This window comes from Pseudomonas sp. AGC41, from assembly GCF_057334555.1.
Map to the genome: position 1 here is coordinate 66,110 of NZ_JBHFJB010000083.1, position 5,304 is coordinate 71,413.

The 5,304-nt window shown below is 61.7% G+C and carries 3 protein-coding genes; all 3 read left to right on the forward strand.

The window, feature by feature from the left end:
- Positions 1–142 precede the first annotated feature (142 nt).
- The 3 genes from ACE04F_RS15210 to pstA all read left to right on the forward strand — a co-directional run bounded on the left by ACE04F_RS15210 (position 143) and on the right by pstA (position 5,257).
- On the forward strand, positions 143–1,141 hold the full coding sequence (locus tag ACE04F_RS15210) for a phosphate ABC transporter substrate-binding protein PstS (protein WP_053127032.1): 999 nt from the start codon (positions 143–145) through the stop codon (positions 1,139–1,141).
- A 396-nt stretch (positions 1,142–1,537) separates the two neighbouring features.
- Positions 1,538–3,571, forward strand: a complete 2,034-nt coding sequence (locus ACE04F_RS15215; RefSeq protein ID WP_486107923.1) for an ABC transporter permease subunit — start codon at positions 1,538–1,540, stop codon at positions 3,569–3,571.
- 15 nt (positions 3,572–3,586) lie between these two features.
- Positions 3,587–5,257, forward strand: a complete 1,671-nt coding sequence (gene pstA / locus ACE04F_RS15220; RefSeq protein ID WP_486107910.1) for a phosphate ABC transporter permease PstA — start codon at positions 3,587–3,589, stop codon at positions 5,255–5,257.
- The last annotated feature ends 47 nt before the right edge of the window (positions 5,258–5,304 follow it).

Here is a 5,304-nt window from a genome sequence, read left to right on the forward strand (position 1 = left end):
CCCCCGAAAAGGGCACCCTGGATCATCCCTGCAAAAGCCAATGCTGGCCTTTCATCCAATTGTCATATTTCAGCCATAGAGTGTTCATACGGCTTATCGATACTTGGCCGACTTAACACACCCTATCTGCTAGGAGTAAGGCATGAAACTGAAGCGTTTGATGGCGGCAATGACGTTTGTCGCTGCTGGCGTCGCGACTGCCAACGCGGTTGCCGCTGTTGACCCTGCGATCCCGAGCTACACCAAGACCACTGGTGTGTCGGGCAACCTGTCCAGCGTCGGCTCCGATACCCTGGCTAACCTGATGACCTTGTGGGCCGAGAACTACAAGAAGGAATACCCGAACGTCAACATCCAGATCCAGGCCGCCGGTTCTTCCACCGCGCCGCCCGCACTCACCGAAGGCACCGCCAACCTGGGCCCGATGAGCCGCAAGATGAAGGACAACGAGCTGCAGGCCTTCGAACAGAAGTACGGCTACAAGCCGACCGCTATCCCGGTTGCCGTGGACGCCCTGGCGGTATTCGTGCACAAGGACAACCCGATCAAGCACCTGACCATGGCTCAGGTCGATGCGATTTTCTCCTCGACTCGCCTGTGCGGCGCCAAGGCTGACGTCAAGACCTGGGGCGACCTGGGCGTGACCGGCGACCTGGCCAACAAGCCAGTCCAGCTGTTTGGCCGCAACTCGGTGTCCGGCACCTACGGCTACTTCAAGGAAGAAGCCCTGTGCAAAGGCGACTACAAGCCAAACGTCAACGAACAACCAGGTTCGGCTTCGGTTGTGCAGTCGATCAGCAGCTCGCTTAACGGCATCGGCTACTCGGGTATCGGCTACAAGACCGCCAGCGTGAAAACCGTTGCCCTGGCCAAGAAGGAAGGCGGCGAGTTCATCGAGGACACCGAAGAAAACGCCCTGAACGGCAAGTATCCGCTGTCGCGTTTCCTCTATGTGTACGTCAACAAGGCGCCGAACAAGCCTCTGGCCCCGCTGGAAGCCGAGTTCGTCAAGCTGATCCTGTCCAAGCAAGGCCAGGAAGTCGTGGTCAAGGACGGTTACATCCCGGTTCCAGCCAAAGTCGCCGCCAAGGCACTGGCTGACCTGGGTCTGCAGGAAGGCGGCAACGTCGCCAAGCAGTAACGCCTGAGCCCAGGCCCCTGTGGCAGCGAACTTGCTCGCTGCCACAGACCAAATTTCCATCCGCTGCCGGTTCCCACCGGCGGCGGATTTGTTGCGTCACTTCACTGTCATCTTTCTGTCATACAGGATCGCTAGGGTGTGCGCATGAATGATCTGGCCAACTCCACAATGACTACGACTTCCCCTCCCAAGCGCATTGACTTCAATACGCCTGAGCTGCAACGCAAGCGCCGCATCCGCGCGCTCAAGGATCGCCTCACCCGTTGGTACGTGCTGGTTGGCGGCCTTGCCGTCCTCGCCGCCATTACCCTGATTTTCTTCTTCCTGGCCTATGTGGTGTTGCCGTTGTTCCAAGGCGCCGACCTGACCGCCAAGGACTCGATTACCCCCGCCTGGATGCAAGACGCCGGCAAGCCGCTGATGATCGCCATCGAAGAACAGAACCAAGTGGCGATGCGGGTTTCCGACAAAGGCGTGGCGCTGTTCTACAACCTCGACAGCGGTGCCGAGCTGCGGCGTGTCGGGCTGCCGATCCCGGCCGGCGCCACTGTGACGTCCATCGGTGAAGATCAGCCCGGCAGCCCGCTGGTCGCGATCGGCTTGTCCAATGGCCAGGCCCTGGTGTTCCGCCACACTTATAAAGTCAGCTACCCCGACGGCAAGAAAACCATCTCTCCTGCCATCGAATACCCTTACGGTGAAGCGCTGATCGCGTTGAACGAGCAGGGCGCGGCCCTGGAGCATGTCAGCCTCAACGCTACCGATTCGACGTTGCTGCTGGCTGGCTCCAGCGGCGCGCAGCTCTATGTGTTGTCGCTTACCAGCGAAGAAAACATGATGACCGGTGAAATCACCAGCGAGCAGACGCGTATCGATTTGCCGCAGATGACCGAGCCGGTAAAAAACATCTTCGTCGACCCGCGCCAGCAGTGGCTGTATGTGGTCAACGGGCGCGCCCAGGCCGACGTGTTCAGCCTGCGGGACAAGAGCCTCAACGGTCGCTACAAGTTGCTCGAGAACGCTGACGCCCAAGTCACCGCCGTCGCCCAGTTGGTCGGTGGCATATCGCTGATCATCGGTGATTCCAAGGGCGGCCTGGCCCAGTGGTTCATGGCTCGCGATCCGGACGGTGAGCTGCGTTTCAAACAGATTCGGACCTTCCAGATGGACAGCGCGCCCATCGTCGAGATCAGTGCCGAAGAGCGTCGCAAGGGTTTCGTTGCGCTCGACGCCGCCGGCAAGCTCGGCGTGTTCCACAGTACCGCCCACCGCACCTTGCTGGTTGACCAGGTGGTCGATGGCCAAGGCCTGTTCGGCATGTCGCCACGGGCCAACCGCCTGATCGTGGAGCAGGGCGGCAAGCTGCAACCGCTGGTGCTGGAAAACCCACACCCGGAAGTCTCGTGGAGCGCCTTGTGGAGCAAGGTCTGGTACGAAAACTACGATGAGCCCAAGTACGTCTGGCAATCGACCGCCGCCAACACCGACTTCGAACCCAAGCTGAGCCTGTCACCGCTGACCTTCGGCACCCTGAAAGCGGCGTTCTACGCCATGCTTCTGGCCGCGCCGCTGGCGGTTGCCGCAGCGATCTACACCGCCTACTTCATGGCCCCGGGCATGCGCCGCAAGGTCAAGCCGGTGATCGAGCTGATGGAGGCGATGCCGACGGTGATCCTCGGTTTCTTTGCCGGTCTGTTCCTGGCGCCGTACGTCGAAGGGCATCTGCCGGGCATCTTCAGCCTGCTGATGTTGCTGCCGATCGGCATCCTGGTCGCCGGTTTCGCTTTCAGCCGCCTGCCGGAATCCATTCGCCTGCGAGTGCCGGACGGCTGGGAAAGCGCCTTGCTGATCCCGGTGATCCTGTTCGTCGGCTGGCTCTCGCTGTACATGAGCCCATACATGGAAGCCTGGTTCTTTGGCGGCGACATGCGCATGTGGATCTCCCATGACCTCGGCATCACCTACGACCAGCGCAACGCTCTGGTGGTCGGTCTGGCGATGGGCTTCGCCGTGATCCCGAACATCTATTCCATTGCCGAAGACGCCGTGTTCAGCGTGCCTCGCGGCCTGACCCTGGGCTCGCTGGCCCTGGGCGCTACCCCATGGCAGACCATGACCCGCGTGGTCATCCTCACCGCCAGCCCGGGCATCTTCTCGGCGCTGATGATCGGCATGGGCCGGGCGGTGGGTGAGACGATGATCGTGCTGATGGCCACCGGCAACACCCCAGTCATGGAAATGAACCTGTTCGAAGGCCTGCGCACCCTGGCGGCCAACGTCGCGGTGGAGATGCCTGAGTCGGAAGTCGGCGGCAGCCATTACCGCGTGCTGTTCCTGTCGGCCTTGGTGCTGCTGTTGTTCACCTTCGTCATGAACACCCTCGCCGAGCTGATCCGTCAGCGTCTGCGCAAGAAATATTCGTCGCTTTAAGAAAGGTAGAAGTCTGTGAAACAGAACTCCCTGAAAGGATGGTTCAAGAGCGGCGCCCCGGGCGTCTGGATCAGCGGTGGCGCGGTGTCCATCGCGGTCATCATGACCATTGGCCTGTTGGCGGTGATTGCCGTGCGCGGCCTGGGCCACTTCTGGCCGGCCGACCTGATCCACGCCAGCTACAACGTACCGGGCATGCCGGCGCACCTGGTGGTCGGCGAAGTCGTACAGAAAGAAGAAGTGCCTCGCGAGCGCCTGAAAAGCGCTGGCCTGCCGGTGCCGGACGAAGGCCCGGAGTTCATGACCCGCGAGTTGGTGAAGGTTGGCAACCGGGATCTCAACGGCACCGACTTCACCTGGATCGTCGGCGATTGGCTGAGCAACCAGACCACACCAGCGGAGCTGATGGCCCTGGAGCGACGTGAGTGGGGCAACTTCTACGGTTACCTGGTCAACGTCAAGGAACAAGGCAAGGTCATCGCCGAGGGCGAAGCCGCCTGGCCGCAGTTGCAGGCGCGTATCGAGCGGGTCAATCAACTGGCCGACGAACTCAAGGCGCTGGAAAAAGTCGACATCGGCGCGATCAACGCCGGCCTCGAGCGCATCCGCCTGCACGGCCGCAAGCTGGAACTGGACGGCAAGCTCGACGCCGCCGCCCAGGCTGACCTGGAAAGCGAACGCGCCGAACTCAACGCCCGCTACAAGGACATCGAAGCGCGCCTGACCGACCTGCATGCGCAGTTCAACCGCGACAGCCTGACGGCCCGCGATGCCAACGGCAAGGAAGTGGAGATCGAGATCGGCAAAGTGGTGCACGCCTACCAGCCAAACGGCATGGGCACCTTCACCAAGATGGGTTTCTATTTCAGTAAGGTCTGGGAATTCCTCAGCGACGACCCGCGTGAAGCCAACACCGAAGGCGGGATCTTCCCGGCGATTTTCGGCACCGTGATGATGACCCTGATCATGGCGATGATCGTCACGCCGTTCGGCGTGCTGGCAGCGGTCTACCTGCGTGAATACGCGCGCCAGGGGCCGATGACCCGCCTGATCCGCATCGCGGTGAACAACCTCGCGGGCGTTCCGGCCATCGTCTACGGCGTGTTCGGCCTGGGGTTCTTCGTTTATGTGCTGGGTGGCTCGGTTGACCGGCTATTCTTCCCCGAGGCTTTGCCGGCACCGACCTTCGGCACGCCGGGCCTGCTCTGGGCTTCCTTGACCCTGGCGCTGCTGGCTGTGCCGGTGGTGATCGTGGCCACCGAGGAAGGCCTGGCGCGGATTCCGCGGACCGTGCGTGAAGGCTCCCTGGCCCTTGGTGCGACCAAGGCCGAGACGCTGTGGAAAATCGTCCTGCCGATGGCGAGCCCGGCGATGATGACCGGCATGATCCTCGCCGTGGCCCGTGCCGCCGGTGAGGTAGCGCCGCTGATGCTGGTGGGCGTGGTGAAACTGGCGCCGTCGCTGCCGCTGGATGGCAACTACCCGTACCTGCACTTGGACCAGAAAATCATGCACCTGGGCTTCCATATCTATGACGTCGGCTTCCAGAGCCCGAACGTCGAAGCAGCCCGGCCATTGGTCTACGCCACGGCGTTGCTGCTGGTGCTGGTGATTGCGATCTTGAACCTGTCGGCAGTGTGGATCCGCAACCACCTGCGTGAAAAATACAAAGCACTGGATAGCTGATTGACGCGGACCCTGTGGGAGCGAGCCTGCTCGCGAAGCTTTTGGCG

Coding starts and splice junctions, on each gene's coding strand:
- ACE04F_RS15215 (WP_486107923.1), top strand. CDS start 1,538: ATGCAAGACGCCGGCAAGCCGCTGATGATCGCCATCGAAGAACAGAAC.
- ACE04F_RS15210 (WP_053127032.1), top strand. CDS start 143: ATGAAACTGAAGCGTTTGATGGCGGCAATGACGTTTGTCGCTGCTGGC.